29 protein-coding genes are annotated in these 25335 nt (G+C 53.8%); 11 read left to right on the forward strand and 18 right to left on the reverse strand.

All coding sequences use genetic code 11. From position 1 onward, the window contains the following. Positions 1 to 252 precede the first annotated feature (252 nt). A complete protein-coding gene (locus MCP_RS09255) occupies positions 253 to 759 on the reverse strand; it encodes a DUF6789 family protein (RefSeq protein WP_012900578.1) in 507 nt (168 codons plus the stop codon). Positions 760 to 852: 93 nt separating this feature from the next. On the opposite strand from MCP_RS09255, the gene MCP_RS09260 reads away from it, so the two are divergent. After that, positions 853 to 1851, forward strand: a complete 999-nt coding sequence (locus MCP_RS09260) for a replication factor C small subunit (protein WP_012900579.1) — start codon at positions 853 to 855, stop codon at positions 1849 to 1851. 2 nt (positions 1852 to 1853) lie between these two features. Here MCP_RS09260 and MCP_RS09265 read toward each other — a convergent pair whose 3' ends face one another. From MCP_RS09265 to MCP_RS09275, 3 genes are read right to left on the reverse strand one after another with little or no spacing between them, the layout of a single operon-like run. Next, positions 1854 to 2318, reverse strand: coding sequence for a DUF2240 family protein (locus tag MCP_RS09265; protein WP_012900580.1), 465 nt, complete (start codon positions 2316 to 2318; stop codon positions 1854 to 1856). Next, a complete protein-coding gene (locus MCP_RS09270; RefSeq protein WP_012900581.1) occupies positions 2315 to 3931 on the reverse strand; it encodes a transglutaminase domain-containing protein in 1617 nt (538 codons plus the stop codon). Before MCP_RS09270 ends, MCP_RS09265 begins: the two co-directional genes overlap by 4 nt. A gap of 18 nt (positions 3932 to 3949) precedes the next feature. Next, complete coding sequence (locus MCP_RS09275) at positions 3950 to 4435, reverse strand: hypothetical protein (protein WP_012900582.1); 486 nt, start codon at positions 4433 to 4435, stop codon at positions 3950 to 3952. Between the two features lie 182 nt (positions 4436 to 4617). Here MCP_RS09275 and MCP_RS09280 point away from each other — a divergent pair, with 182 nt between their 5' ends. Then, complete coding sequence (locus tag MCP_RS09280) at positions 4618 to 4872, forward strand: hypothetical protein (protein WP_012900583.1); 255 nt, start codon at positions 4618 to 4620, stop codon at positions 4870 to 4872. A gap of 51 nt (positions 4873 to 4923) precedes the next feature. Here the strand turns inward: MCP_RS09280 and MCP_RS09285 are convergent, their stop codons facing one another. The 4 genes from MCP_RS09285 to MCP_RS15870 form a co-directional block, all read right to left on the reverse strand. Continuing rightward, complete coding sequence (locus MCP_RS09285; protein WP_128567279.1) at positions 4924 to 6060, reverse strand: SPFH domain-containing protein; 1137 nt, start codon at positions 6058 to 6060, stop codon at positions 4924 to 4926. Between the two features lie 84 nt (positions 6061 to 6144). Further along, positions 6145 to 6585 (reverse strand): NfeD family protein, encoded by a 441-nt coding sequence (locus MCP_RS09290; protein WP_231845207.1) that lies wholly within the window; start codon positions 6583 to 6585, stop codon positions 6145 to 6147. A gap of 44 nt (positions 6586 to 6629) precedes the next feature. Beyond that, the gene (locus tag MCP_RS09295; protein WP_231845052.1) at positions 6630 to 7250 is read right to left on the reverse strand and encodes a CRISPR-associated protein Cas4; all 621 of its coding nucleotides are present in this window, start codon (positions 7248 to 7250) and stop codon (positions 6630 to 6632) included. Positions 7251 to 7469: 219 nt separating this feature from the next. Beyond that, positions 7470 to 7643 (reverse strand): hypothetical protein, encoded by a 174-nt coding sequence (locus tag MCP_RS15870; RefSeq protein WP_173332320.1) that lies wholly within the window; start codon positions 7641 to 7643, stop codon positions 7470 to 7472. 249 nt (positions 7644 to 7892) lie between these two features. On the opposite strand from MCP_RS15870, the gene MCP_RS09300 reads away from it, so the two are divergent. Together MCP_RS09300 and MCP_RS09305 are read left to right on the forward strand one after the other, a co-directional pair. Then, positions 7893 to 8243, forward strand: a complete 351-nt coding sequence (locus tag MCP_RS09300; protein ID WP_012900588.1) for a NifB/NifX family molybdenum-iron cluster-binding protein — start codon at positions 7893 to 7895, stop codon at positions 8241 to 8243. A 69-nt stretch (positions 8244 to 8312) separates the two neighbouring features. After that, the gene (locus tag MCP_RS09305) at positions 8313 to 9464 is read left to right on the forward strand and encodes a TIGR04083 family peptide-modifying radical SAM enzyme (protein ID WP_012900589.1); all 1152 of its coding nucleotides are present in this window, start codon (positions 8313 to 8315) and stop codon (positions 9462 to 9464) included. A 38-nt stretch (positions 9465 to 9502) separates the two neighbouring features. Here MCP_RS09305 and MCP_RS09310 read toward each other — a convergent pair whose 3' ends face one another. After that, entirely contained in the window at positions 9503 to 10642 is a 1140-nt protein-coding gene (locus tag MCP_RS09310) for a pyridoxal phosphate-dependent aminotransferase (RefSeq protein ID WP_012900590.1), read from the reverse strand. A 122-nt stretch (positions 10643 to 10764) separates the two neighbouring features. Continuing rightward, positions 10765 to 10890 carry a hypothetical protein gene (locus MCP_RS16165; RefSeq protein ID WP_269445981.1) on the reverse strand — a complete coding sequence of 42 codons (126 nt, stop codon included), beginning with the start codon at positions 10888 to 10890 and terminating at the stop codon, positions 10765 to 10767. A gap of 246 nt (positions 10891 to 11136) precedes the next feature. Between MCP_RS16165 and MCP_RS09315 the strand changes: the two genes are divergently transcribed. Next, the gene (locus MCP_RS09315; RefSeq protein ID WP_012900591.1) at positions 11137 to 11595 is read left to right on the forward strand and encodes a GNAT family N-acetyltransferase; all 459 of its coding nucleotides are present in this window, start codon (positions 11137 to 11139) and stop codon (positions 11593 to 11595) included. An 18-nt stretch (positions 11596 to 11613) separates the two neighbouring features. Further along, positions 11614 to 12168, forward strand: a complete 555-nt coding sequence (locus MCP_RS09320) for a nitroreductase family protein (protein ID WP_012900592.1) — start codon at positions 11614 to 11616, stop codon at positions 12166 to 12168. Here MCP_RS09320 and MCP_RS15960 read toward each other — a convergent pair. Further along, positions 12165 to 12446, reverse strand: a complete 282-nt coding sequence (locus MCP_RS15960) for a hypothetical protein (protein WP_128860018.1) — start codon at positions 12444 to 12446, stop codon at positions 12165 to 12167. The two genes, MCP_RS09320 and MCP_RS15960, sit on opposite strands and share 4 nt — an antisense overlap. 148 nt (positions 12447 to 12594) lie before the next feature. Between MCP_RS15960 and MCP_RS15700 the strand changes: the two genes are divergently transcribed. Next, on the forward strand, positions 12595 to 12786 hold the full coding sequence (locus MCP_RS15700) for a hypothetical protein (protein WP_012900594.1): 192 nt from the start codon (positions 12595 to 12597) through the stop codon (positions 12784 to 12786). 64 nt (positions 12787 to 12850) lie between these two features. Here the strand turns inward: MCP_RS15700 and MCP_RS09330 are convergent, their stop codons facing one another. Together MCP_RS09330 and MCP_RS09335 are read right to left on the reverse strand one after the other, a co-directional pair. Further along, on the reverse strand, positions 12851 to 13657 hold the full coding sequence (locus tag MCP_RS09330; RefSeq protein WP_012900595.1) for an ABC transporter permease subunit: 807 nt from the start codon (positions 13655 to 13657) through the stop codon (positions 12851 to 12853). Further along, the gene (locus tag MCP_RS09335; protein WP_012900596.1) at positions 13654 to 14577 is read right to left on the reverse strand and encodes an ABC transporter ATP-binding protein; all 924 of its coding nucleotides are present in this window, start codon (positions 14575 to 14577) and stop codon (positions 13654 to 13656) included. Before MCP_RS09335 ends, MCP_RS09330 begins: the two co-directional genes overlap by 4 nt. Before the next feature lie 70 nt (positions 14578 to 14647). On the opposite strand from MCP_RS09335, the gene MCP_RS09340 reads away from it, so the two are divergent. Further along, on the forward strand, positions 14648 to 15457 hold the full coding sequence (locus tag MCP_RS09340) for a hypothetical protein (protein WP_231845053.1): 810 nt from the start codon (positions 14648 to 14650) through the stop codon (positions 15455 to 15457). 42 nt (positions 15458 to 15499) lie between these two features. On the opposite strand, the gene MCP_RS09345 is transcribed toward MCP_RS09340, so the two are convergent. Further along, the gene (locus MCP_RS09345; protein WP_012900598.1) at positions 15500 to 15880 is read right to left on the reverse strand and encodes a 30S ribosomal protein S8e; all 381 of its coding nucleotides are present in this window, start codon (positions 15878 to 15880) and stop codon (positions 15500 to 15502) included. Between the two features lie 167 nt (positions 15881 to 16047). Here MCP_RS09345 and MCP_RS09350 point away from each other — a divergent pair, with 167 nt between their 5' ends. From MCP_RS09350 to MCP_RS09360, 3 genes are read left to right on the forward strand one after another with little or no spacing between them, the layout of a single operon-like run. Continuing rightward, on the forward strand, positions 16048 to 16521 hold the full coding sequence (locus MCP_RS09350) for a peroxiredoxin family protein (RefSeq protein WP_012900599.1): 474 nt from the start codon (positions 16048 to 16050) through the stop codon (positions 16519 to 16521). A 44-nt stretch (positions 16522 to 16565) separates the two neighbouring features. Further along, entirely contained in the window at positions 16566 to 17099 is a 534-nt protein-coding gene (locus MCP_RS09355) for a redoxin domain-containing protein (protein WP_012900600.1), read from the forward strand. 43 nt (positions 17100 to 17142) lie between these two features. Then, the gene (locus MCP_RS09360; RefSeq protein WP_012900601.1) at positions 17143 to 17688 is read left to right on the forward strand and encodes a DUF531 domain-containing protein; all 546 of its coding nucleotides are present in this window, start codon (positions 17143 to 17145) and stop codon (positions 17686 to 17688) included. Between the two features lie 651 nt (positions 17689 to 18339). On the opposite strand, the gene proS is transcribed toward MCP_RS09360, so the two are convergent. The 4 genes from proS to MCP_RS09380 form a co-directional block, all read right to left on the reverse strand. Continuing rightward, positions 18340 to 19764, reverse strand: a complete 1425-nt coding sequence (gene proS / locus MCP_RS09365; protein ID WP_012900602.1) for a proline--tRNA ligase — start codon at positions 19762 to 19764, stop codon at positions 18340 to 18342. Positions 19765 to 19823: 59 nt separating this feature from the next. After that, positions 19824 to 20801, reverse strand: coding sequence for an aminopeptidase (locus MCP_RS09370; RefSeq protein WP_012900603.1), 978 nt, complete (start codon positions 20799 to 20801; stop codon positions 19824 to 19826). Position 20802: 1 nt separating this feature from the next. Then, positions 20803 to 22293, reverse strand: coding sequence for a hypothetical protein (locus MCP_RS09375; protein ID WP_012900604.1), 1491 nt, complete (start codon positions 22291 to 22293; stop codon positions 20803 to 20805). A gap of 211 nt (positions 22294 to 22504) precedes the next feature. Then, entirely contained in the window at positions 22505 to 24904 is a 2400-nt protein-coding gene (locus MCP_RS09380) for a PAS domain S-box protein (RefSeq protein ID WP_012900605.1), read from the reverse strand. Positions 24905 to 25335: the final 431 nt, after the last annotated feature.

Below are 25335 nucleotides of genomic sequence, written 5' to 3' on the forward strand. Positions count from 1 at the left end.
TTATAGCCTTCCTTTCGGGTTAGAGCGTCCGTGTCTTCGAGCACTGCCCCGCGTATTCGAGAGTTCGGGCGTTGACGGTGTTTTAGGGCATTCGGGGCTTCGTGAGTAAAATCTTAAAGAAAAATTCGTGTTTTAATTCCTTTGGTGAGGTTCGTGATACCAACCGAACAAATCAACGCTACAGAAGCCTTAGAATTATCAAAATATAATTAAAAAAATCGGCCGGCACAGTAGCCGACCTATATCCTGCGCTCAGGGCGGTGTACGGACTACTGGCCTCGTCGGAGCCGCCGCACGCCTGGCCACCCACGTGAACACCGCGCCAAGGATCGCGCCCCAGATGATGGACGCTATGAACGAGGTGACGATGCTCGCGAAGGTCACGCCCGCAGCCCGCGCCCCGGCGCCAAGTCCCAGGATGAGCGGGATCAGCAGGCCGAAGATGACCCAGATCGCCACCATGAAGACGACGCCTTTGCTGACGGCACTGCTCGTCGGTATACGCTCATACAGGGCCCCGAAGACGATGCCCAGTATCAGGCCGACGATAGCCAGGAATATCAGTAAGACGATCGATGCCGATATCGTCAGCCCCGCTCCGCTCACCCCTGGAAGGAAGCCTCCCAGCACGTTATTGATGTTAATATACTGCCCTATGGATGCCAGGCCGATAGCTCCCAGTATGATCGTCAGTAAGCCAATTATGAGCCCCGTAATGGCCCCCGCTATCGCCCCATCCGTGATGTCTCTCGCTGCCATGATTTACCTCCACCTACTGGATGAGACTATCAATTCTCTTTTCATAATGTTTGGCCGAAATTATCACAGTGCCAAGAAAATTTAAAGCGTAGAATGACCATTATAGTGGTGGAAGTTATCGAGATGGCATCGGACGATGTTTGGACAGAGAAGTACAGGCCGAAGACGCTCGACGAGGTCATCGGGCAGGAGCAGATAGTCCGGAGGCTTAAGTCGTACGTGAAGACGGGTAATTTGCCCCACCTGCTGTTCTCGGGGCCGCCCGGCGTCGGAAAGACGGCCTGCGCCGTCGCGCTCGCCAAGGACATGTTCGGCGATACATGGCAGAATAATTTTACCGAGCTGAACGCCTCCGACGAGCGGGGGATCGATGTCGTCCGGAATAACATAAAGAATTTCGCCCGGACCGCGCCCCTGGGGGACGCCAGGTTCAAGATCATCTTTCTGGATGAGGCGGACGCCCTCACGTCGGACGCCCAGTCGGCCCTGCGCCGCACGATGGAGCGCTACACTGCGACGTGCCGCTTCATCATTTCCTGTAACTATTCATCCAAGATCATCGAGCCCATCCAGTCCCGCTGTGCCGTCTATCGTTTCGGCCCCCTTGGCCCTAAGGACATCGAGACCATGGCCCGGCGCATCGAGAAAGGCGAGGGCATTAAAATCACTAAAGACGGCCTGGACGCCATCATTTACGTGGCCCGCGGGGACATGCGGAGGGCTGTTAACGCGCTGCAGTCCGCTTCCACCGTGTCTAAGGACATCACCGCCGAGGCGGTCTACGAGACCACGAGCACGGCCCGGCCTAAGGAGATCGAGGAGATGCTGAAGCTGGCGCTTAACGGGCAGTTCATGGACTCCCGCAACAAGCTTGACGATCTGCTTATCAAGTATGGGCTGTCGGGCAGCGATATCATCGACCAGATCTATGCTTCCATGTTTTCGCTGGGGCTTGACGAGGATGTACTCGTTGCGCTCGTGGACCGTATAGGAGAGGCTGACTTCCGGCTGACCGAGGGCGGTAACGAGCGTATCCAGGTCGAGGCGCTGCTGGCTCACTTTAAGATGCATGGCGAGGCCATGAAAAAATAAACTCAATATTTCTTTTCAAGGACTTGCCGGTACGCTTCATCCACGTAAGGCTCGATATTGAGCTTTTTCTCTTTAGCTATAATAAGTGCGGCCACCTCGGGCGTCACAAGGCCGCCATACTCCTTCTGCTTCTTACCGATCATTTCGAGAGCAGTCGCCCGGTCAATGCCTGCAGAAGCCAGCAGATCCAAAGTCCTGTCAAAAAGGCTCTTTTTTTCTAAAATAGCCATACCGGGCTTAAAATCGGCAGGCACCACGACTCCCTTCACGTTAAAAGTGGGCGCCAGCTTACCGCCTTCCTCCTTAAGCAGGCCCTGCTTCAAGGCCGCATCCAGCACATCCTTACTCTCCTCGGGCGTGAACCACTTGAGCTCGTATGCAAGGGCAAAGGTAAACTCCGTACGATTAAGCCTGGACTTGCCCCGAAGCTGAAAAGCCCGGGCAACGGCCAGCTCCAGGTCGCTCACGGCGCTCGTCCCCTCCGCAGAAGCATGCCGCCGGCCAGCGCGGCAAGAGCGAGCAGGATGCCGGGCGCAGGGGAGGGCTTGGCCGTAGGCGTCGGGGTGGTAGAGTTCGAGAGGGACACGAGCTTGACCTTGACGTCGATGTCCGCATTATTGGGCATGAGCACCTGCTTCTCGGTCATATAGCCTGGCGCGCTCACGCTCAGCACGTACGAGCCGTTGGTCACTGCGTAAAGGAAAGCGAACTTACCTGTCTGGCTGGCCGATATTTCGACCGTGTCCAGCACTACGGTGGCGCCCTGGATAGAAGCGCCCGTGGAGGCGTCGACGATCGTGCCGGAAACGTTGTGTTTTGCATTATCGCCCGGAATTATAGTCGGCTGTGTCGTGGGAACCAACGAAATAACTGGCGATGGCGTCGGCGTGACCGTCGTGTTATTCGGCTTAAGCGTAGGAGCCGGGGTAGGCGCGAGGGACGAGCGAAGCTCGCGGGCGATCATGAACACGCCCTTCGGCGACTGTTTCGTGTATTTATAGCGCAGCGAGATGGAATCCTGGAGGCTGGAGGAGGATACGTCGGAAGTAAAGGTCACCGACGGGCTCGCACCGTCAATGTAGAGCATTCCCACGTCGCCCCGGGTAGAAGCGTCGTCCGGGTTGTCGTCTTTGCCAATAGATAATTTAACGTGCCGGCTATCGACGAACCCCTTGTCCATGAACGGGTCGTACGCCACCCAGGCGCCTTCGTCCGGGTAGTAGACCTCGACCCATACGTGCGGGCCGTTGCCCCAGGTGATCTTCGTCACGCCCTTTCCGCCGTCGACAGTATACGATACGGTATATTCGTCGCCATAGACAAGCCCCTGGACACAGCGTGCCGGTATGCCCGCGCTCCTCAGCAGCGCCAGCGCAAGGTGGGCGCGGTTCACACAGTTGCCCTTCGAGCTGCTCAGTGAGGAAAGCGCATCCTTGGGAACGTCCGGGTCGTCGACGGGGATGCTCGTCTTGACGAAGTTCATGATCCTGTCCACGGCCTCAGCCTGCGATGTCACGCCCGAGAGCAATACGTTTTTCTTGTTGATGATGGCCGGAGCGTCAGACTGCACCATGTCCGTCGGCGCTCTGTACTCGGGATATGCGGACGTGCCAATCGTGTCCTCATAGGAGAGAGGGCTAAGGTCGCCCTTGATGTCCGCATAAAAGCCGGTCGTGACGACGATATCAAAAGACCGGCTCGAATTACTGTCGATGTCCCAGGCGAGCTGCTTGTACTTGTTCCCGTATTTGTCGGTCATGATACCGGAAATGGACGACGGTGCCGGATCGGCGTTGATCTGTACGCCGGATGATGAAATGAAATAGCCGTTAACGTTGGATGAGGAAGGGTATGACGCGTTATAAAGGATCTTCGACCCGTTGGGGATCGTCATCGGGTCAAGGCCTGACACGCTGATTATCGTCGTCTGCGTGATGCGGACCTGTGACCGGGCGGTGCAGTCGAAGATGTAGGTTTCCGCAGAGGCGGAGCCTGCCGTATAAGTGATGATCAGGCAAAAGATGGTAAGGATCGAGAGAATGGCGCGGGCCATCTGTTCTTTTTTCGGTGACGACGGCACTACGCGGCTCCTCCGGTATTATCCCTTGAAGTGTTCCATCACCGTCTCGATGGTATTCGCCACTTCTTCGGGTATGGTCCTGCCCTGGCCGTGGGTCTGGGCGATCTGCAGCGTCAGGTCGGCGTTCATGGTGGCCCTGACAAGGAATACGTCGTCGACGAGGGACATCTTGTCGTAGTTCCTGTCCATGTAGGTGTAGCCGACCGTGAACCGGAAGTCGACAGTACCGCTCGCCGGTATCGAGGGCAGCTCCTTTTGCAGCGTCACCTGGCTCAGCGGAACGAAGTCGAGCCGGTTCTGGACGATGTCCACCTTGATGTCCCGGCGCGCCTTGATCGCATCGGGGTTCCGCTTCACGTTCGGCCCCACCGTGTCGATCTCCATGTGGCCGGACTTGCCGTACATGCTCGCCATGACCCGGGCGAGATATTTCAGGTCGCCGTTAAATCCATAGCGCTGCTCGAAGTCTATCTTCTGAGGAAAACGATAGTAGATCCGATCCATAACCCATGCTCCTACAACATTACTATTAGAAAAAGAAAGGCTTGTTGTGTCATATACTTTACGTAATGGCATGGCGCTTGCCATGCAAGCGTTAAGAACATCGTTTTTTGGCCGAATTTCCGCTAAAAACATAAGTTGCTTTCTAATACTCCCGCGAGGATTTCCAGAATGAGGGTATCCATATGATAAATGTCGTAGAGCTAATAGTCGATAACGAGTTCATGGATGTCGGCCAGCTAAAGTCTATGTACCTGCATGGTATCCAGGAGTACCTGACCCCGTATGGCTTCGACGTTTCGCATGTGGATAAGAGCGACTGGTACAGCTACGAGCAAAAATTGCTCGTGGATACTGACGCCCCGGAACTTTTCATCAGTAAGGCGGTGGACGAGCAGAATAAAAAGCTGAAGAACGCCTACGGTGTGCTCGTTGAGTGACCGCATGACCTATAAAAAAAGGGAAAATGGCATATAACATGCCTTTTCCAATTACTTTTTATCCATAAACTCCGAAGGCTTCTCGGCGCCTAGCTTCTTGAGGTCCTTCGTGGTCTTGGCGGTATCCTCAAGGTCCTTCTTGAGCTGGGACTCGATGCTTGCTACCTCAGCCCTTAGCTCGTCGGGGTTGGGGATCTTGCCGAGCACGTCCTCGGGCTTGCCCACGAGACGCTCGACGTCCATCTCGGCACCAACCTCGGGGACCTTTTCTTCGGATGCGCCCAGGTACTTTGCGGACTGCTCGACGAGCTTCGAGATCTCGAACGGGAATATGATCTTCGTGGCCTGGCCGTTGGACATCTTCGAAAGCGTGTCCAGCGAAAGCACCGTGAGGGCCTTCTTATCCAGCGGCACTGCGCCCAGCGATATGAGCCGAAGCGACTGGGCCTGGCCCTGGGCCTGCAGGATGCTCGATACACGGGTACCTTCGGCTTCCAGGATCTTGGACTGCCTCGAGCCTTCTGCCTTTAAGATCATCGACTGCTTGGCACCTTCGGCCTCCAGGATAGCGGAACGCTTGTTACCGTCGGCCAGAAGGATCGCGGCCCTCCTGCGCCTCTCGGCGGAGGTCTGCTCCTCCATGGCAGCCTTGACGGGCCCGACGGGGTCCACTTCACGGATCTCGACGGCCTCGACCCGCACGCCCCAGGCGTCCGTGGACTTGTCCAGGATGTCCCTCAGGCGGTTGTTGATGAGGTCACGGTTATACAGCACTTCGTCGAGCTCCATGTCGCCGATGACGCTCCTTAAGGTCGTCTGAGCCAGCGCGATCGTCGCCATACGGTAATTGGTGACCTCGAAGTATGCCTTTTCAGGGTCCACCACTTTAATGTATATAACGGCGTCCACGTTCGTGGGCGAGTTATCCTTGGTGATGACCTCCTGTTTCGGTATTTCCAGCACCTGCGTACGCAAGTCCAGCTTGATGACGTTGCTCACCAGGGGAATGACCCAGTTAAAGCCGGGGTTTAAACGGCCCCTGTACTGGCCCAGCAGGATCCACAGGCCCTGCTGGTAGGGCTGAATGATGCGGATGCCCGATACTAATATGAGGATGATGACGCCGATGAAGAACAGCACAACGACGCCAAATAGCACTTCTGCTCCGGTTAATGCTTGTAGTAACATGATCATACCTTCTTAACAATGCACTCCAATGCTTTACCTTCCTAACGATTATAGTTAAATCTAACGAATTGATATATTTTTTTTCTATACCTTCTTAACGAACAAATGGACTCCAGATACTTTAACGACGCTTACCTTCTGGCAGGCATCGATGCACTCGTCAGACGTGGCGCTCCAGACCTGGGAATCGATCTTCACCTTGCCGTCGATGGAATCCGGCGAGACCTGCGTTATGACTTCCCCGACCCGGCCTACGAGCGAATCCATGCTGGTAGTGAATGGCTTCTGGACGGGAGCCAGACGCTTATAGAACGCTATCGTAAGAGCGCTGACGATAATTGTTAACACGACCAGCAGCGCGACACCGAGGGGAGACGTGACCAGCCCCGGGAACAGGATCATCAGCCCGCCCACGATCACCAGGATCGTCCCGGGCACGACCGCAAAATACCCTGGTAAAGCCAGCTCAACCAGCAGGAAGAGCACGCCTGCCACCAATAATATCCAGCCCAGTTCCATATTCATCAAGCTAATATTACGCTTTGTGGCCTCTTTATTGTTACGAGGGTTCATTTGAACAGGCTGCTCAGCAGCGACGGCTTTACGCTGCACGCGTCGGAGTGCCCGCATGCGCCGCACCATTTGCCCCGCTCCGCCTCGGGCATCCTGCCCCGGTCCATGTCCATTACCCTGTTTCGTGCATAGAGAGCCTTTCGTTTATCCTCGTATCTTATCTCTGCCCGCCTCAGACACCATCCGGGCACGTATTCGACGGCGCCTAAAGAGCAGAGAGCGTCGTACTTTTCTCCGAGGAGCATCGCATAAGCGGCGAGCCGTATCCGGTCCGATGCGTAAACCCCGTTTTTCGGGGGCTGTGATGGGGAAATGATCACCGGAACGGGAGCACCCCCGGCCATAACTATCTTATCGACGGTGCCCGATATGCGGAGCTTTTCGGAATATAGCGTGGTGCCCGTTGTGCGAGGAAAGAGAATGCCCATGAGCGCTTCCTCTCCATGCTGGCCCTTTTCCTGTATTAGGCCTGTGACGATCTGCATCGCTATTTCCCGGGCCTCGGCCGCTGATCCCACAATAGTCTGCTCGTATGAGGGACCGTATATGAGGAGCGAGTCGTCACTTGCCCTCGTAATGGCATCGTCGAGGGCCAGTTCCGGCCTCGGGGATAACATGACTGAGCCCAGTGAGTGCGATAACGCTTTAAAAAAATCCGCTCTGACTGCAGCAACGGCCAGGGCATGTACCTGGCGCCGCTGAAAGTACACGAGCCTCGGGCACATATAATATGAAGAGATATCCGAGGCACGGACATACTTAATTTCGTTATGTTGCATATAAGCCCTTATCGCCTTAGCAGGGTAAAAATATTTCGAAAGGCCGGCTCACCGGGGCTATCTACACATGATCATACAATTCTCGCAGCCCTCGCGCTCCTGGCAAAAGAGGTTCTCGTCAAAATAGCACCAGCAGCCATAGTTGCCTTCCTGCTCAGCACGGGTCAGGGCCATATAATTGGACCGGTACATGCGGGATAAGCTTTTATCGACTATCTGGTACTTCCTCATCAAATTATAAAGACATTGAAATAGTGTTTATAAGTAATCGCCGATATGCACACGAAACGTGACCGGTAGTAGTGGAAAAATCGACCACCAGGTCCCGTGTTTAAGGTGTAATCGTTTACCAGGTATGCCTCGTGCAAATGAGTTGGTCGGTATCATGTACATCACTAAGGGCATTTAACCGCAAATTTTTTTATAGAGCAGGCCCGGGACGGTCAACGTTAAGCTGCCACGCGTAGTTAATGTTAATGTATGACCAGGTTCGCCGTGCCCGTCGTATCACCCGAAGGCCTTGGATCGAAGATTAGCGAGCACTTCGCACGGAGCGAATATTTCGCGATCCTGGATGCGAAAGAGGGCAAGTTGGTTTCTGTTAAGGTCGTTCATTGTGTGCCCGACGACGACAAGAAAAAGGCCGGGCTTCTCTCGGACAGGGGCGTAGAGGTCGTGCTCGCCGGCCGCATCGGCTCCTGCATGGTACGCGTTTTTATGGATAAGGGGATCCCGATGTTCAGCGGTGCCGAGGGCACGGTAAAACAAGCGTTTGAGGATTATATGGCAGGAAAGCTGGCCGAAGTAAAGCCCAACCCGTACCAGCTATGACGGGATGCGAAAACTTATTCGTCTTTAGCGGCATACGGTAATCGTTAAAGACCAATAGGGGCGTACCAAATGCCTTTCCATGTGATGCTGATCCCGACCCTGGGCTGCCCGTCTAAATGCAGCTATTGCTGGAGCTCCGATCCGGACTCCCCGAAGATGAGCGTCGACACCATCAAAGAGGTGGTCGAGTGGCTGAAAGAGTTCCGGCCGGGCGAGGCGGTCACGTTCACCTTCCACGGCGGCGAGCCGCTCCTCGCCGGGGCCGATTTTTATAATAAATCGCTTGCATTGCTTTCGAAGAGCTTGAAGGACCGGAAGATCGCGTTCGCCATGCAGACCAACCTCTGGCTCATGACGCCCGAGATAGCGAAGGTCCTGGCGAAGTATAATATCCCGATCGGCTCCAGCCTGGACGGGCCCAAAGCGCTGAACGACATGCAGCGGTCGGAGGGCTACTACGACCGGACCATGAAGGGCTACAGGATCGCAAAAGAGAACGGCCTCGACGTTAAGTTCATCTGCACGTTCACATCCTATTCAGTAAAACAAAAAGAAAAAATATTCAACTATTTCCTGAAGAACGACCTGACCCTGAAGCTTCACCCTGCCCTGCCGTCTTTACGGAGTAACAAGCCCGGGGAATGGGCCCTCGACCCGGAAGAGTACGGCGAATTACTCGTATACCTCCTGGACAAGTACCTCGAGAACATGGGAAAGATCGAGGTCATGAACATCGACCACTTATGCAAGTGCATCTTCACCGGCCATGGTACCGTCTGCACGTATGTGGACTGCATGGGCGACACGTTCGCCATCGGCCCCGACGGCAGCATATACCCATGCTACCGCTACGTCGGCATGCCCACCTACGTTATGGGCAACGTCCACGACCACCCTACGATGGAGGATCTGATGGGCTCGAAGGCGGGGAAGCTGATGCTGAGGTACAAGAAATACGTGGATAAGCACTGCAAGGACTGCACGCATATTAATTATTGCCGCGGAGGCTGCCCCTATAATGCGATGGCGCCTTATGATGGCAAGATCAAGGGCGTCGACCCACACTGCATAGCCTATAAGCGTATCTTCGACGAGATCATCGACCGCATGAATAGCGACATGTTCGGCGGCTCGTCGAGCCTGGAGTCGGCCTCGTTCGGGTTCCCGCCCCAGCAGTCCTCGAAGCAGGGCATCATGGCCATTATGCTCAAAGAGATATAAAATGCGTCCTGGGCATCATCCCCGGGAACCTGCGAGCCTTACTGGCTGTGTAAATATTTATCCAGCCGGTCCATGCCTTCTTCGATATTTTCGAGGCTGTTGGAATAAGAGAACCTGAGGTAGCCTTCGGCGCCAAAGTCGAGGCCCGGCGTTACGGCGACTCCGGCTTTTTCGAGAATGTCCCTGCTGAAGCTGAGCGAGTCCATGCTGTACTGCCGGACATCAGTCAACACGTAGTAGGCGCCCGATGGCTCGCTTTTCACCGGCAGGCCGATCTCGCCAAGCCGCCTCAACATGTACTTTCTACGACGGTCATACTCGGCGACCATGGATTTAATATGGCCCTGCGGCCCCCGGAGGGCAGCCACTCCGGCGTGCTGCACGAAATTGTTGGCGCAGATGAAAAAGTTCTGCTGGAGCTTTTGGAGCGGCCTGACGCAGTCTTTCGGGGCGATGAGGTACCCGAGCCTCCAGCCGGTCATGGCGTATAATTTGGAAAATCCGTTGAGGATGAAGGCGTTGTCCGTGAATTCGAGGATGGAGTGGTCTTTACCTTTGTAAACGAGGCCCTGGTAGATCTCGTCTGAAATAACGGGTATGGTCCCCGCCGCCTCGCAAATATCCCGATATTCTTTCGAGTCCATGACGTGCCCCGTAGGATTGGCCGGTGAGTTAATGAGGATTGCCTTAGTCCTCTGGCTTATTAGCCCTTTTACCACATCGGGCTCTAACCTGAACCCGGCCGTCTCTTTTGTGGGGGCGAACACGGTCTTGCCGCCCACACCGTCGACGAAGTTTGGATAGCAGGCATAATGCGGCCTCGCCATGATCACCTCATCGCCGGGCTCCAGCAGGCCCATGAACAAAAGAAGCATAGCCGGGCTTGTGCCCGAATTTACGATGACCTGGTCGGGGCTGATGTCGACGCCGAACTTTTCTTTATAGGATCCGACGATGGCCTCACGAAGCTCAAGAAGCCCCATGCTATGAGTATATTTCGTATCGCCCCGGCCCAGCGCCTCGTTGGCCGCCTCCACGATATGGGCGGGCGTGGGAAAGTCCGGCTCGCCTACTTCAAGGTGGATGATGCTCCGACCCGAGCGCTCAAGCTCCTGGGCTCTTTCTAAAACTTCCATAACATAGAAAGGGGGCAGCTTCGAAGCTTTAGGCGACAGCATGGTAATAAGCCATTAGGATTTACTATTGATAAGGTTTTCCGGCAGCCCCCAAGGTAACGCGTATAAAAATGATCTACCGTAAGCTTTTGCTGACGGTAATATCCAGCGTAGCGTGAGAGGCCTTATGCTACCCTTAGATGTGCTAACCCGATGTCAGCCAGTAGCGCGTCCGCCGACGAAATGAACTCCTGCTCTACCTGCCTTATATACGAGATATAAAGATCCAGGTTCTCATCATGCAAGCTCAATGATACATCGGCAAATTCTTCTACTGCACATACTTCCATCATATTTGTTCCCCTACTGAACACTATACGTGTTCAAATATATTTACAGGGTAATCCATTAAAAACCTTTCTATTATACTAGAATTTATTATAATGTTTTCGATTGCCAGATAAAAATGATCGCATGCGGAGTTATCCGGAAAGATGGAGTGCAAGCTTGAGCGGCGAAGAAAAATATTATAGCCTGTCAGCCCTGTAAATTACTGGATGAACGGTCTAATATTCAGGAATATTACGGAATGCCCTGGTATACAGGAAACTGTTGCAGGGTGGCTATGGGGCTTCTGGGGCAATCCTCGCAACTTCGAGTTTTACCGGAGCCTGGTCGCCCACGGCAAGGATAACGACATTCCCCTGGTCTACGTGGCATTTCTCGATGGTGCGCCGGCAGGCGCCGTGGCATTACTACGTGCCGACCTGTTCTCCCGGCAGGACCTATTCCCGTGGATGGCGGACCTTTTCGTACTCCCCGAGTATCGTTCCCGGGGTATTGGCTCCTCGCTTCAGGACTTCATCATCGAGAAGGCAAAAGCGCTTGGATACCGGGAAATCTACTTGTACACGCCACTTAAGGGTTATTATGAGAAAAAGGGCTGGAAGTACATGGGCGACGAGATGGACAGGGACGGCGAGATGGTAAGGATATATCGAAAGGATATCATTTGATCACTCGAGGGGCCGCATATGGATGTACTTGAAGCGATAAGTAAGCGCAAAAGCGTTCGAGCCTACGCCGATAAGGACATCGAGAAAGAGAAGCTGTTTAAGGTGCTGGAGGCCGGAAGGCTGGCGCCATCGGCGAAGAACCGGCAGGAATGGCGTTTCATCGTGGTCAAGGACCGGGAGACGCGACGTAAGCTTGTTCCGGCGTGCATGGGCCAGAGGTTCATCGAGCAGGCCCCCGTGACGCTGGTAGGCTGCGCGGTCGGGACCGATTATTATATGCCCTGCGGGCAGCTCGCCTACACCGTGGACGTGTCGATCGCCTTCTCGTTCATGATGCTGGAGGCCGTGGAACTTGGGCTGGGCACATGCTGGCTGGGCGCCTTCCACGAGGACGAGGTGAAAGAGATCCTTAATATTCCTGATGCGATGAGAGTAGTCGTTGTCATGCCCCTCGGGTATCCGGCAGAGAGTCCCGGCGGCTCATTCATAAATAGCTCTATAAGGATGCTTGCGACTGGCTCGTACCGGAAGCCTCTCGAGGATATCGTTTTTTGGGATAGCTACAAGGTTTAAGCCCATGGCGGCATCGTCGGATATGGCGTCGGGATCGGGGAGGCCGTAGGCGTTGCCGTTGGCGTCACCGTAGCAGTCGGCGAGGGCGTAGTGGTCGGAACAAGCGTTACGACCGGCGTTGGGGTCGGCGTAGGCGTCGATATCCACTGCGAATACGGTGATTGCGACGGCACGTTCACCGGCACCGGCACGCAGCAACAGCAACAGCAGCCGCTTATCCCGGCGGCTACCGAAATTAGAAATATTAGTAACAAGTACTTCATGCTGCTCACATTCATTTATTTATATAATTAGCTTATCTATTTAACTGTTAGTGTAAAAGCGTAATCGCGATGGCCATTATCTGGCCAGGTTCAATCGCTTTTTAGTAAAGCGGTAATTATTATATAGAATTGGCATGATAAGTATTTATCAGGTGTTTTACAAATGGGGCGTAAATCTTTGATACTGTTAGTCATAATGATATTTGTCGTTTCGATCGCGATATCGGGCTGTTCCTTCAGCCTGAACCCGTTCGACTGGTCCAACGATGATGGTGGAAATAAAAACCCGGCGCCTTCGAAGGGAAGGCCGACGATCCAGCAATTTTCGCCTAAACCTACACAAAAGTTCGGCTAGCTGCCTTTTTATTGATCATTTTATTCGGTAATTACATTAAATAAAAAAAATGACGCGGTGTGAGTTATTTCCACCGCGTCAGGATCTCTTCCCGGTCAAAAATGAACTTACCCAGACGGACGCTGATGGCATCGACGATGAACACGATGACGATCATCGCCAGCATGATCCTCACGTCGATCATGGCCAGGCCCGACATCTGCATGATGAACAGAGCCATGATCGGGATGATCAGCAGCGCGCTGATCTGCTGAGCGACACGCGGGTCGCTGACTCTCGACGAGACCATCACCGTCGACATGATGCCTAAAAAGGCGATCAGCGGCGCAAAGATCAGCATCCCAAGGCCCCATATCACAAAATCGGGGAGTATGAGCCGGTGCAGGAAGGCGATCGATATGCCCGACGAGATCAACATGTAAATGACCGCCGATATCCAGGTCGCCACGAGCGACGGGATGAGCGATGAGAGCGCCTTGCCGATGATGATGTCGTAAACGGACACGGGCGCCGCCAGTAATGGCTCAAGCGTGCGGTTCTTCTTTTCTCCGATGATGCTATACGACGATATGATGGCCGGCAGGAACGCGGGCATCATCATGAAGAACGGGAGCACGGCGCTCGAGAAATACTTGAACAGCGATCCCTGGACATCATTCTTATCGGCCCCCGGGAGCATGTTGATATACGTCTGCGTCTCGTTATCCGACAGCCCCGCATCGCCCGTCATGAATACCGGCAGCAGCATCGCCAGGGGCATGATGATAGCCATGATCAGGGGCATGAGCAATAGCGACGAGAGGATCATCTTGTTCTTCATGATCTCGTCGAACTCTTTTTCCACGATAGCACGTATCTTTATGAGGCTCATTTCGCCGCCCCCATGATCTTAAAGTACACTTCTTCGAGCGTATGCTTGTTCTCGTACACGAATTGCACATCGGCGCCCATCGAGACCAGCGCTTTGACCAGCGCCGGGTTATCCTGCTCCGGCGAGGCGACGTTCATGGTGATGGTATGGTCTGCGATAGCCACGTTCTTCACGTAGCCGAGCGCCTCGAGCTTTTGCACGAGCCCCGGCTCTATGGTCTTCAGTTGTATGGAAATAGAGCGCCCATACAGGTCGTTCTTGAGCCTTGACGGGGCATCGACGCCCAGCAGGCTCCCCTTGAAGATGCCGATGCGGTCGCAAATACGGTCGGCCTCATCCAGGTTATGGGTACACAGGAAAATCGTGCGGCCTTCGCCCTTCAGCTCCATGATGAAGTCCCTCACCATGCGGGACGCTTCGGGGTCGAGACCGGATGTAGGCTCGTCCAGGAAGAGCACTTTAGGCTCGTGGAGCAGGCAGCGGGCGATGGCCATCTTCTGCTTCATGCCCTTCGAGAAACCTCCGACGGGCTCGTCCCTCTTCTCCCAGAGGCCCAGCATCTTGAGATAATGCTCGATCTGCGCGTCCCTCTTAGCAACGGGCACATCATAGAGTTTCGCGTAGAATTCCAGGTTGCGATGCGCGCTCAGCGTGTCGTACAGGCCAGGCGATTCGGTCAGCAAGCCTATCTCCTGCCTTATTTTCATCGCGTCCTGCTCTTTGCTGATGTCCTTGCCGTCAAGGATAGCGGTCCCCTCGGTGGGGCGTATCAGGCAGGCCAGCATGCGTACTGTCGTAGTCTTCCCCGCGCCGTTCGGGCCAAGGAAGCCGAAGACTTCGCCTTCGTTTATAGTAAGGTTAAGGTTGTTCACGACCCGGTTGTTGCCGAAGGAACGTGATAGCCCTCGCATCTCTATCATCGGTTCACCCGTTTTTTGATTATTATAAGTGTATTATGCTTTAATCAGTAGGGTGGTATTGTATTTATGGATGTTGTTCGAGCGGCCGGTGCGGGTCAGAATAATCGAGGATATGGGCGTTGAGCTTATCGGCTCGGTTCATTCGTTGAGGGAGGCTGCCCGGGATGTGCTCATAGAGGTCGGGCGTTTCTCTCCTGACTATGTTTGTATTGAGCTCTTTGAGCCATTGCAGCCGACCAGGTCGATCGAGCTTGAATTGGTTCGGAAGCGCTACCCCGACCGTATCGTATGTATCGACCGGTCCATTGATGTGACCGTATCCAGGTATTATAGCGGCACGTCTCCTGCCGTGTTTTTAAGTGAGGCACTCGTCCGGTACTTTTTCCTTCCATTCAATGTCCTTTCTACATTCGCTTTCAACCTCCGTCCCGGCATTTTCAAAAAGATGACAGGAGGCAGGTTTTTTACCTTCGGGTGGTCGGAGAGGGACACCATAGCCTACATTTACGAGCGCGATGAGTACATGGCCGGGACGCTTGCTAAATTAATAAGGTCGGGGGAGCTTCGGGGAAAATGCGCCGTCCTTGTCGGCAGACGCCATGTACCGGGAATGACGTGCATCCTTAAAGCGTTCCATACTACCGGCGATATCGGCAGCTATTATGCAGGGGGCCGCATGCACGACCTCTTTAGCCTTGAAGAACTCAACATGCCCTACACGCTTAGTTACGAGCAGAGCAAACGCAATTTTACGGTAAACCGTATCACCGAGGCTATCCTCAAAACAGTCTTTTTACTCGCCTACGTGTTCATACTCTTCTTAATAATAGCAGCTATCCTGCTGATAGCGACAGCTATACTGCTAACAGTATTAAAATAAACAATATAAAGAAGGGGAGTGGCTTACGCCACAAACAAAGATCTACTCGCTAATAAGGACCGCGTTAACTTCGCCATCCTGGCCCGGGCGGCTCGTGATCTTCGCCTTGCCGAGCTCAGTCATGACGACGGCGCCCTTCGTCAGGATGTTACGCCTGACGTAGTTCTTGTTCGCGGGGTTCTCGACCTCAGTGGTCATCTTGGCCTTCTGGGTCTTGCCCGACTTCGGGTCGGTGACGTTCACGACGTTTTCCTTGAGGACCTTGACCTTGGAGCCATTGCCCATTACATTTAGGACTTTTCTGCTGGTAGCACCGATGACCGGCTGCGTGATCTCGCTGCCCAGCTCGAACTTCCTCTTGCCGCGGTTCGGCCTGAGCCTGCCTCCGGTGGGCTTCCTTATAGATTTTCCCTGAGACTTCATTACATTACCTCTATGAGATTTAATTCAGCTCTGATGGCTGGTACAGCCTTGATGGCTGAAGCATATCCGTTTAATGATGGAAGTAATATAAATAAATATTGGGCGCAATCGTGTTTTTCTAAGATTATCATTTTTATGTCATATGCCATTATGCTTATGGTGAGGGGATGTACAGGATCGAGGAGGCTGCCGGCATGGGCGACTTTGCGCCCGACTTCAGGCTGAAGGACTCGCGCGGCGAGGAAGTTATGCTGTCTAACTTCAGGGACAGGGTGAACGTGCTGCTCGTGTTCTACCGGGGCGAGGCCGACCCGTACAGCATGCGCTGGCTGTCGCAGCTTAACGACGACTACCTCTTTTTTCGCAGCCTCGACGCCGATATCCTGGCCATCAGCCCCGACGACGTCGATAAGGCCCGCGACACCGCGACCAGGTATAAGATACCGTTCAAGCTCCTTGCGGACCCCGGGAAGAGCGTGATAAAGGAGTACGGCGTATACGACGACCTGGAGAACGGGGACGACGCCTCGATATTCATCATCGACCGCTCGGGCCGGATCCGCTACAGGTTCGTGAGCAAGTTCCCGGGCGAGATACCGCCGAACGATAAGCTGATGGAAACGCTTCGCCGCCTGACTTAAAATCGGGCCATATTTTTAAACATACGGGTCAACGTATCCATGCTATGGAGTATGGGCATAAGTATGAGCAGCTTTCCGTTGAGCCGGGCTATAAGGCCCCTGACTTTCGCCTGAATGATGAGGATGGCAGGCCTGTTTCCCTGTATGGCTTTTTAGGGGACCGCAGCGTAGTGCTCGTTTTCATCCGTGCCGTGGACGATGCGGACACGGGCAGGCAGCTCGACTATTTGAAGGACAGCTACCAGCGTATCCTGTATCATTGCGGCGACGTACTCGTCGTTTCCTGGGGCAGCGTCGCATTTAATAAGTCCCTCGTAGAGAAGCATAAGCTGCCGTTCCACATCCTGAGCGACGAGGACTGCGCCGTACTTAAAAAGTATGAGATCTATAACCCTTACGATAAGCTGCTCGGCCCGAACGTTTTTATTATGAATTGTGCCGGCCTTATCATGTTCATGTACAATGGCAAGAATCCCGACGACATCGTGACCATGGCCGACATCGTCGCCGTCCTGCACGATATTGCAGAGTCGGGCGGCACGGAGGTCTATGGCGGGGTCGCCAATAGGAATATTTAGCTGACCGATATGGTTTTATGGCGAGATGCCTTTATAGGGAACGATGCTGACGCTGGGCCTTTATAATACATACGACAAGGTGAAGGTAGTTGAGGCACACTACCGTGGCATCGCCCGGGGAGCGCCAATCGCCTATGCCTACGGCTTCAACCTGGCGTTAGTGGGCTTCCCTTATGATTTCAGCCAGCAGGAGCTGGTCGCGTTCGTTAAGGATAATACGACCATCGGCGGCTCGGGCCTTTACCTGCAAAAATTGTACGATGAGAAACGTCTCTACGTCATGGATGTGCCCGAGAAGGGCTTTCCCGCCCAGTTCGGTGCTTTGGTGGCTACTACTTCTAAGCCTGAAAAGAAAAAGAAGGCTTCGGCGGAAGAGATCGCCGACATGATGGTAAAAAATAAGCCACTGTTCATTCTTATTGGCCTGGGCCGCAAGGGTCTGCCCAAGGAATACTTTGAAATGGCACACTACCACCTCGACATCACTGATGGTAAGGGTATCTCGCTAGAGACCTGCACCGCCATCGGGGCGATTGCTGCCAGGTTGTATACGCTGGCTGAGCAGAAGAAAAAGGTAGTAAAAAAATAATCTTCTAATAGTTTATTGGGAGCTGTGGGCGCTGGTTTGTTTGGTCGGTATCACGAACATCTCCAAAGGAATTAAACCACTAATTCATTTTTTAAGATTTTTCTCACGAAGCCTCTAAATCTCTAGCTCACCGTCAATGCCCGAACTCTCTAATACACAGGGCAGTGCTCTAAGCCTCTAACGCGCTAACCCGAAACGAATGCTCTAAGTCTCTAAACCACGTTCGAAACGCCAAACGACATAGCACGAACACTCTAAAAGCCCGGTCGTTCCCCCGTATTTTGGGTGTTCGGGCCGTTGGCAGTTTAGCCGAGCCTTAGAGAGTTTTGCTTCGCAATTCGAGCAGTGCTATGTCGTTTAGCGTTTCAAATGTGAATTCGAGCTTTTGGGAATTCATTTCGAGTTTGAGGCTTCGGGCATTCGGGCACTGCCCTGTGGATTAGCGCCGTTCGAGCATTGACGGTGTTCTGGAGACTTAGTGTTTTAGTGAGAAAAAATTCTAAAAATAAATTTGTGGTTTATTTCCTTTGGTGATGTTCGTGTTACCGACCGAACTAATCAGCGAAAATCGATAACTCTGTTAAGGAACTAAATATAAATATTAAAAGGCTGTGCCAGTAAATTCAAAATATGGAAAAGAAAAAAGTTGCTTTAGTAGGACTTAGCAACAAGCACGACCTTATCCGAAGGCTTACCACAGACGGGGCAAGTACCGGACCCGGTCATACCCTTGGGCTCACCAAGCAGCTTACCGCCAGTGACATTCTCCATTTCCAGGCCGCAGGCCTTCTCGCCGCACCAGGACATACGGGCCCAGCCCGACTCGATCTGGGCTTTAGCCTCATCCAGCGTGGCGCAGTCTTTGATGCGCGACCACATGAAGTCGGAAGCCTTCTTTAATAATTCCGCCTGGAAGTCCATGAGCTTGTTCTGCACAGTCTGCGATAGCCCATCCATGGGTATGGACTGCTTGACACCATCACGGCGCACGAGCATAACGGCGTTGTTCTTGATATCCCTCGGGCCGATCTCGATGCGGAAGGGCACGCCCTTCATTTCCCATTTGTAGTACTTGGCGCCGGGGCGCTCGTTAGTATCATCTAAAACGGCGGTGATGCCCGAATCGTTCAAGATAGCCTTGACCTTCCGGCATACGTCCAGGACCTCTTCTCCGCCGGACTTAAAGACGATCGGGATGATGACCACTTGCGTAGGCGCTGCGTTCGGGGGCAGCACGAGGCCCTTATTATCGCCGTGGATGCCGATGACCGCCGCGATGCACCGCTCGGAGATGCCGTAGCACGTCTGGTTCACGTACTGGCGCTCCCCTTTATCGTCCTCGTAGGTGATATCGTAAGTCTTTGCGAACTTGGTGCCCAGGTGGTGGACGGTGCCGATCTGCAGCGACCTGCCGTTGGGCATTAACGTGTCGAAGGCCATCGTATAGTCGGCGCCCGGGAACTTGTCCCAGTCCGGCCTCTTGTTTATGACGAACGGCACGGAGAGCTTCGTGAAGAAGTCGCTGTACAGGTCCATCGCCTCGTGTACCTGCTTTTCTGCATCTTCCCACGTAGCGTGAGCGGTATGGGCCTCCTTGAACGAAGTGATCTCCCTCAAACGGATCAGCGGGCGGGTCTGCTTCGTCTCATACCGGAACGTGTTCACGATCTGGTATAATTTCAAGGGCAGGTCCGCATGAGACCGGATCCACAGCTTATACATCGGATAAATAGCGGTCTCACTGGTGGGGCGCAGGGCCAGCGGGATCTCCAGGGGAGACAGCCCACCGTGGGTGACCCAGTACACCTCATCCTCAAAGCCCTTAATATGCTCAGACTCTTTAAGCAGTTCCGGCTTGGGGATAAGCATCGGGAAGTAGCACTCCTGGTGGTCGACGTCCATGAGCGCACGCAGCATGTTATAGACCTTCTTACGGATGGAAAAGCCGAACGGGTACCAGACGTAGATGCCCTTGATCGGGTAGCGCACGTCCATGACCTGCGCCATCATCAACAGCTCATTGTACCATTCGCTGAAATTATCCTTAGGAGGCAGTGACTTTGATTCTTCTTCCACGATAACATCCTCGCCTTATGAAAGTTCTAAGCTCCCTATTACTATTTATCATTTTAGGGTTAATAGCCCTGGAACTCGCCGTCCTTCATGAGCACTTCGCCGGAGTCGGTGATGATGCTCGGGGCCTTGAACAGGAAGTCCCTGTGCGTCTGGCTGTTGTTCTGCCCTCCGGGCATGTCGGTGTTGTTGCCGAACGCGATGTGCAGGGTCCTGCCGGCCTTCTCATCCTCGAGCAGGTTTCCGGTGAGCCTGGCCTTCGGGTTCAGCCCGATGCCGAACTCGCCCGCCAGAGACGCCTCGCGGTCGACTTTTATTAATTCCTTGACGCGCTTCTCCAGCGCCTTATCCTTCGACTTTACATCGACGACGAAGCCGTCCTTGACGGTCATGATAAGGGGCTCCTTTACCTGCCCCAGGTCGCCGATGCTGCCGTCGACCACGATGGTGCCGTTCATGCTCTGCTCTACAGGAGCGCACCATATCTCGCCCGCGGGGAGGTTGCCCATGTGGCCGGGCCGGATGGTGATGTCATCGTTAAAGTCGCGGCCCTCGATCTCGAAGCTCAGGTCGGTCCCGGCAGGCGTGGTAAGCCTCACTGACCTCACGGTCTTGAACTTCTTCTTCAGCGCTTCCGCGCGTGCCTTCATCGTCTTGAAGTCGGCAGTCATGGGATACTCGAACATGCCCATCTCGACGCCGGGCGAGTGGCCCACTTTGGCGCCGAACTGCGACTCCTCGTGGTGTAGCGCGATACGGAACGGCGTCTCCTCCGCATAACCCTTCAGCTGATTAAAGAACAGGTCCGGCTTGATCTTATCGATGATAGCTCTTAGGTCTTCCGGAGTATCCTTCAAGGGACGCTTATCCTCAGGTAGCTTATACGAATAAACCTTCACGCCCTCAAGTTCCAGCGCCTTCTTCGTGAGCAGGCTCACGTCCCGGGCATGCTCGTCGTGAACGATCAGGGCCTTCTGGCCAGGGTGAATGTCCATAAGCTCTTTAAGTGAATCGTGTATCTGGTGAACAATATCCGTCATATCAATACCTCAGCTTTCTCTCCATTTCCTTTATCAGCGGGTACTCGTCAATTCCATAGTATCCGAGGCCCTTAGCGTGCTGGTCGGCCGTATACTTCTGGCCCGTACTCCACATCTCTTTAAGATATTTACCGCACCCCTTCTCTTTCCACCATGTGCTCCCGAACTGGTCGGCAAGAACAGTTCTCAGCTGGACTTCGAACATCCAGGCGCGCAGGTAGTTGGCCGAGTAAAAGCCCGAGTCCACGTCGTACAGGTAGTGTATTTCCGGGTGCTTGAACTTGAGCGCGTCCTCCAGCGTCTTAGCGTACAGCTTCTCGGGGTCCTTTGCGCCCGAGTGCAGCTCCAGCTCGTAAAGGAGCTTGGCCGCATACCGCCGGACCATGTAGAGCGTCTGGAAGTTCAGGAATTGCGACACGTCCATGGCGTCGTTCTCGCTCATCCCCATGGTCTCCGAGAGCCAGGCCTTATCGGCCACCAGGTGCTCGAAGAGGAAGGCGAAGCCTTCCGTAACGGAATTATCGCCTAAATACTTGAACTCGAAGGGCATTTCCGCCCTCACGTTGCTAAAGTGCTGGGAGTGGCCCATCTCGTGGAACAGCGCCCGGTAGTCGTCCAGCCCGCCCTTAGGCAGGATGCACAGCATGATCTGGTCGGGCACATGGACCGGGGAGCAGAAAGCCCGCGGGCTCTTCTTTTCCCGGACTTCCGTGTCCAGGCGGATGTTCGGGTTCTCGCCTAGGGACAGGCCGATGCCGTCCAGCGTCGTGTTCAGCGCCTTCATCATGCTCTCCTGGCTGAACAGGCTGTCGAAGCCCTTCGCCCGGAACAGGAAGCCGATGTCGTGCTTTCGTACATCGGACTGGTTGAGCTTCAGGATGTTGCTGCATGCCAGCTTGAAATATCGTGCATAGAGCCGGTCGGTGCGGCTCAGGACGTTCTGCATCTGCTTTTTCAGGCCATAAAGATCGATGCCGCCGGCGTCCCTGCACATCTCCACGTAATTGCCGTACCCGAGCGCCTTTGCCAGTTCGTGGTCCTTGTTCATTACCTCGAGGCGAAGCGGGTTGACGGCTTCGAACACCGGGTCCCGGGCCCTGTCGATGATCTCCCTCTTATTATGGTCGGGCTCATTCGCCAGAGTAACGGCAGAATAGCGGAACGGTATCTTTTTCCCGTCCACCTCGACCTCCATATTGGTCTCCATGGTGCTGATCTTATCGGCCAGCTCCGTGGTGGTCCTCGCCAGGTAGCTCGACAGGATCAAAGAGTATAGGTAGTTCATTCGCATCCGGTCGGGGCCGCGCTGGTACACGCGCCGGTTCTTGACTTCCTCGACCAGCGTCTCGTCCGTAAAAATACCGTTATACTTGCCGTATATGGCCGAAGTGTTCAGATCCTCCTTCTGGCCCGAAAGATTATCGTAATGCTCTTTTTCGATCTCCTGCGTGAACTTTTCTAGCTCCGCCCTGATGGGCTCGATATCCCTCATAAAATGACCTGCCTTTTTAAAGAATTAAAGCGTCGAAAGTAACTTTGACTAGTTTATACCTTAGCGGCTATAAGTCTTTCGACGAATTCACCATCAGGGCCGGCAGAAATGAGTCACAGTAATCGCCCGTTCCTGTACGCCATACGATGCCGGCCCTTATTGAATAAATTAATTATTCTGGACTTTTTCTTATGAAAATAGTCGTATAATATTACTTTTCTAAGGCTGGCAGCAGGACCACGAACCTGGCGCCCTTCGTGTGGTCACCCTGCACCCGGTCTTCGACCCACACCCGGCCACCGTAACTGTCGACGAGCGACTTGACCAGATATAGTCCGAGGCCCATGCCCTTTGCCTTTGTGGTGCCCCGCAGCATCCGGTTAAAGATCTTACCCTTGAAATCATCGGGGATGCCCGGGCCGTTATCCTCCACCATAACTCTGCAATACTTTCTGCCGTTATCCTTTAAAATATCCATGTCGATCACGACGTCCGCACGATCCCCGGTGTGTTTGATCGCATTACCCACCAGGTTGGCGAATACGTCATGTAACAATTCATTGGCATGGACCAGGCATTGATCGCACCCATTCATGTTTAGAGTAATGGCCTTGTTTGGAATTGTACCAAACTCCCGTCGCACACCCATGAGCACCTCGCACACATCGACTTCCTGGGTCTGGAACACGCCCTCCTGGAGCTTCTGAAGCTTCCTCACGTTCAGAATGAGCTGAGTACTACGTTGTAACACTTCAACGGGCTTTTCCAGAAGTTTCGCTTGCTCTTCACCCGGCGGCATAGTACTGGCCAATTCAAGATATCCGAGTGCCACCTGGTGCATGTTGTTGATGTCGTGGCCCATCAAGTCCAGGTACAATTCCGATTGTTGTTTTGCGGTTTTCATCTCCTCTTCAGCTTGCTTACGCCCGCTAACGTCCTGGATAATGCCGTACAGTCGCCTTATCCTTCCCGCATTATCCCGGACCGATTTATCCACGATCGTATTCAAGTATCCCACGGAACCGTTCCGCCTCTTTATACGATAATCGACACTTCCCAGGCTTCCATCTCGAACCCGGGCCACCATGAAATTATCCAATATTGAAAGGTCCTCGGGCAGGACATGGGACCGCACCCATTCACGGCTTAGCTTAACCTCGCCAGGCTCATATCCGAATATCCGGTATACTTCATCCGAGCCCGTGATTTCCCGGGTCTGAAGATCAAACGCCCAATTGCCCACATGGGCCGCTTCCTGGGACTTGGTGAGAATATGCTTCTCCCGGATCAACGCTTTCTCGGCCCGCTTCCGCTCCGTGATGTCTCTTCCGACCGCCTGATACCCTGTGGGCCGGCCATGCTCATCGAAAACGATACGGTTCTTCCAGTCCGTCCACGAGAGGCTGCCGTCGGGTCGCTTTACCCGCTGCTCGATGGAGGCTGCAGGATCTTTCTCGCTGAGCCCGGCGATACTGGCTTTTACGGCCTCCCGGTCCTCCTCCGAGACCAGGGTCAGGAGCGTATGTCCGACCAGCTCTTCCCGCTTCTTCCCAAAATACCTGCAGTAGGCGTCGTTCACGAAAGTGATCACCAGGTCGATATTCAGAAGAGCGATCAGTTCGGTCTGGTCCTCGACGATGTCCCGGTACCGCCTTTCGCTCTCCTGCAAAGCCTTCTCGGCCTGCAAGCGCCGCGTGATGTCCCGGGATATGCCCTGCACGCCCACGATCTTCCCGGCCTCATCGGTAATGGCCGTGGTGACCACCTCCAGGGGAGTACGGCCGCCGTCCTTATTCATGCTCCACGTTAAATAAGGAGCGATCTCCTCTCCACGCATACGCTTAAGCAACTTTTTTCTAATAAAATCGTGGCACTCCGGCGCTATAAAATCCCAGATGGGTTTACCCACCATCTCGTCCGGCCGGTACCCGTTCACCTTCTCCACGTTGCCGCTGACGAACGTCCACCGTGCCTCCATGTCCATCTTCCAGATGACATCCTTCGAGTTCTCCACCAGGAAACGGTACTTCTCCTCGCTCTCCTTTAATGCCTCCTCTGCCCGCTTGCGCTCGGTGACATCATGATTAACTCCGCGATATCCCCGATACCGCCCGGACTCATCGAATAATGGAACGGCGGTCGTCTCTATGGTCGCTATGCTGCCATCCTTCTTGATCAAACGGTTCTCTATCCGTTGTATAGGGTCATGCCTCGCTATGGCGGGCCCGACGATCAATTTTATCCGTTCAAGCTCGTCTTCAGGCATAAAACTGAACGGGAGCCTTCCGATGACCTCGTCCGGTCCATAGCCCAGTATCTCCAGCCCCCTGGGGCTATCGTACGTTAAAACAAAGTCCTGGTTGGTTTCCCATACCCAGGCGCCGGCACTCTCGACAAGGCTACGGTACCTTTCCTCGCCGACACGTAGTGCCTCCTCGGCCCGCTTACGATCGATAAAGTCGATAGGAGCGGTCTTTTCCCGGCATGACCGAAGCTCGTTTTCCAGAATAGCAACGCGGTCTTCAAGTTCTTTGATGCGCCGATCCTTATCCTCGGGAGCTACGCTACGGGTGCTGCTTGTCTTCTTCCGAGACCCCCGTTTCGCAGTCATGCATCGACCTAAACCTAAGAATTAGTGATTAAATAGTTAGCGTTTATATCTATAAAAAATTCCACGAGATAAAACCTCTACGGCTTAATATAAATATTTTATAATAATGTAAGAATAACTTTTCCTGCGGGCAGAGTGACCACGAACCTGGCGCCCTGCGTATGGCGCTTCGTATGCGGTCTTCGGCCTATACCCCGCCATCGTCGCTATACACGAGCGACTTGACCACGTAAATTAACACGGCAGTGCCGTACAAGAAAAAACAATACACTTACCAGTATGTACTTAGAGACAATGTACAAACGCTCGCGAACTATGTACTTGACAAGCAGAAGGAACTGCACTTCAACGTGCCCGGAGTACCCATTAAGCGTAACGACGATACTGCGACCAGAGAGTATATCTTGAACATGACGCCTGAACAGCGAAAA

This window comes from Methanocella paludicola SANAE (assembly GCF_000011005.1).
GTDB classification, from domain to species: domain Archaea; phylum Halobacteriota; class Methanocellia; order Methanocellales; family Methanocellaceae; genus Methanocella; species Methanocella paludicola.

Excerpts from the sequence above, each read along its gene's own strand:
- MCP_RS09255 (WP_012900578.1), bottom strand. The coding sequence starts at position 759 with ATGGCAGCGAGAGACATCACGGATGGGGCGATAGCGGGGGCCATTACG.
- MCP_RS09260 (WP_012900579.1), top strand. The coding sequence starts at position 853 with ATGACCATTATAGTGGTGGAAGTTATCGAGATGGCATCGGACGATGTT.
- MCP_RS09275 (WP_012900582.1), bottom strand. The coding sequence starts at position 4,435 with ATGGATCGGATCTACTATCGTTTTCCTCAGAAGATAGACTTCGAGCAG.
- MCP_RS09280 (WP_012900583.1), top strand. The coding sequence starts at position 4,618 with ATGATAAATGTCGTAGAGCTAATAGTCGATAACGAGTTCATGGATGTC.
- MCP_RS09285 (WP_128567279.1), bottom strand. The coding sequence starts at position 6,060 with ATGTTACTACAAGCATTAACCGGAGCAGAAGTGCTATTTGGCGTCGTT.
- MCP_RS09290 (WP_231845207.1), bottom strand. The coding sequence starts at position 6,585 with ATGAATATGGAACTGGGCTGGATATTATTGGTGGCAGGCGTGCTCTTC.
- MCP_RS09295 (WP_231845052.1), bottom strand. The coding sequence starts at position 7,250 with ATGTTATCCCCGAGGCCGGAACTGGCCCTCGACGATGCCATTACGAGG.
- MCP_RS15870 (WP_173332320.1), bottom strand. The coding sequence starts at position 7,643 with ATGAGGAAGTACCAGATAGTCGATAAAAGCTTATCCCGCATGTACCGG.
- MCP_RS09300 (WP_012900588.1), top strand. The coding sequence starts at position 7,893 with ATGACCAGGTTCGCCGTGCCCGTCGTATCACCCGAAGGCCTTGGATCG.
- MCP_RS09305 (WP_012900589.1), top strand. The coding sequence starts at position 8,313 with ATGCCTTTCCATGTGATGCTGATCCCGACCCTGGGCTGCCCGTCTAAA.
- MCP_RS09310 (WP_012900590.1), bottom strand. The coding sequence starts at position 10,642 with ATGCTGTCGCCTAAAGCTTCGAAGCTGCCCCCTTTCTATGTTATGGAA.
- MCP_RS09315 (WP_012900591.1), top strand. The coding sequence starts at position 11,137 with ATGAACGGTCTAATATTCAGGAATATTACGGAATGCCCTGGTATACAG.
- MCP_RS09320 (WP_012900592.1), top strand. The coding sequence starts at position 11,614 with ATGGATGTACTTGAAGCGATAAGTAAGCGCAAAAGCGTTCGAGCCTAC.
- MCP_RS15960 (WP_128860018.1), bottom strand. The coding sequence starts at position 12,446 with ATGAATGTGAGCAGCATGAAGTACTTGTTACTAATATTTCTAATTTCG.
- MCP_RS15700 (WP_012900594.1), top strand. The coding sequence starts at position 12,595 with ATGGGGCGTAAATCTTTGATACTGTTAGTCATAATGATATTTGTCGTT.
- MCP_RS09330 (WP_012900595.1), bottom strand. The coding sequence starts at position 13,657 with ATGAGCCTCATAAAGATACGTGCTATCGTGGAAAAAGAGTTCGACGAG.
- MCP_RS09335 (WP_012900596.1), bottom strand. The coding sequence starts at position 14,577 with ATGATAGAGATGCGAGGGCTATCACGTTCCTTCGGCAACAACCGGGTC.
- MCP_RS09340 (WP_231845053.1), top strand. The coding sequence starts at position 14,648 with ATGTTGTTCGAGCGGCCGGTGCGGGTCAGAATAATCGAGGATATGGGC.
- MCP_RS09345 (WP_012900598.1), bottom strand. The coding sequence starts at position 15,880 with ATGAAGTCTCAGGGAAAATCTATAAGGAAGCCCACCGGAGGCAGGCTC.
- MCP_RS09350 (WP_012900599.1), top strand. The coding sequence starts at position 16,048 with ATGTACAGGATCGAGGAGGCTGCCGGCATGGGCGACTTTGCGCCCGAC.
- MCP_RS09355 (WP_012900600.1), top strand. The coding sequence starts at position 16,566 with ATGGAGTATGGGCATAAGTATGAGCAGCTTTCCGTTGAGCCGGGCTAT.
- MCP_RS09360 (WP_012900601.1), top strand. The coding sequence starts at position 17,143 with ATGCTGACGCTGGGCCTTTATAATACATACGACAAGGTGAAGGTAGTT.
- MCP_RS09370 (WP_012900603.1), bottom strand. The coding sequence starts at position 20,801 with ATGACGGATATTGTTCACCAGATACACGATTCACTTAAAGAGCTTATG.
- MCP_RS09375 (WP_012900604.1), bottom strand. The coding sequence starts at position 22,293 with ATGAGGGATATCGAGCCCATCAGGGCGGAGCTAGAAAAGTTCACGCAG.
- MCP_RS09380 (WP_012900605.1), bottom strand. The coding sequence starts at position 24,904 with ATGACTGCGAAACGGGGGTCTCGGAAGAAGACAAGCAGCACCCGTAGC.